We start from the raw sequence: 1,256 nt of genomic DNA, 5'->3' as shown, positions 1-1,256 counted from the left end.
CTAGTGCTCTGACCACATTGGTTCGCCGGGTTGGTGGTCGTGGCGGTTGGATGTTGCGTGACGTCCGATCCGAGTGCTGGGGGTGCGGTGGCTGAGCCTGTCCGCGTGCGCAGGTTGACCGACCAGGAGGGGCAGAAGCTGCAGCAGATCGTGCGCCGGGGCAGCACCAGTTCGGTCCGCTTCCGACGCGCGATGATGCTGCTGGCGTCGGCCGGCGGGAACCGGGTCCCGGTGATCGCCCAGCTGGTGCAGGCCGACGAGGACACCGTCCGGGATGTGATCCACCGGTTCAACGAGATCGGCCTGGCCTGTCTGGACCCTCGGTGGGCGGGAGGCCGTCCCCGCCTGCTCAGTCCTGACGACGAGGACTTCGTCGTCCAGACGGCCACCACCCGCCCGACCAAGCTCGGCCAGCCCTTCACTCGCTGGTCCATCCGCAAACTGCTGGCACATCTGCGGAAAGTCCATGGGCGGGTCATCCGCATCGGCCGCGAGGCGTTACGCCGTCTGCTCGCCCGCCGCGGCATCACCTTCCAGCGCACCAAGACCTGGAAAGAGTCCCCGGACCCCGACCGCGAGACAAAGCTGGACCGGATCGAGGAGGTCCTGGACCGCTTCCCGGACCGGGTCTTCGCGTTCGACGAGTTCGGCCCGCTCGGCATCCGCCCCACCGGCGGTGCGGGCTGGGCCCCCGCCAGTCACCCCGAGCGGCACCCGGCGACCTACCACCGCACCCACGGCGTCAGGTACTTCCACGGCTGCTATTCGGTCGGCGACGACACGCTCTGGGGCGTCAACCGCCGGAAGAAGGGCGCCGCGAACACGCTGTCCGCGCTCAGATCGGTCCGGGCCGCCCGACCGGACGGCGCCCCCATCTACGTCATCCTGGACAACCTGTCCGCCCACAAGGGCGAGACGATCCGCCGCTGGGCGAAGAAGAACCGCGTCGAGCTGTGCTTCACGCCGACATACGCGTCCTGGGCCAACCCAATCGAGGCGCACTTCGGGCCGCTGCGGCAGTTCACCATCGCCAACTCCAACCACCGCAACCACACCGTGCAGACCCGGGCCCTGCACGCCTATCTGCGCTGGCGCAACGCGAATGCCCGTCACCCCGACGTGCTGGCAGCCCAGCGCCGCGAGCGCGCTCGCATCCGCAGCGAGAAGGGCATCCGTTGGGGCGGACGTCCCCTCGCCGATGCCGCTTGACCAGCCCGGCGACCTTGCCCGTCGGGTCCTAGCAGTAGCCGTCCACC

General features: G+C 69.5%; 1 protein-coding gene. It reads left to right on the top strand.

Features of this window, described 5'->3' with window-relative positions; genetic code table 11:
- The first annotated feature begins 87 nt into the window (after nucleotides 1–87).
- Nucleotides 88–1,209: an IS630 family transposase gene (locus ACZ7OO_RS44105; protein ID WP_471513017.1), complete on the top strand. Its 1,122-nt coding sequence runs from the start codon at nucleotides 88–90 to the stop codon at nucleotides 1,207–1,209.
- The last annotated feature ends 47 nt before the right edge of the window (nucleotides 1,210–1,256 follow it).

The organism is Streptomyces sp. NPDC111744 (genome assembly GCF_055634995.1).
The sequence above is the reverse complement of the archived record's forward strand: the minus strand, read 5'-3'. Positions and strand labels throughout refer to the sequence as shown.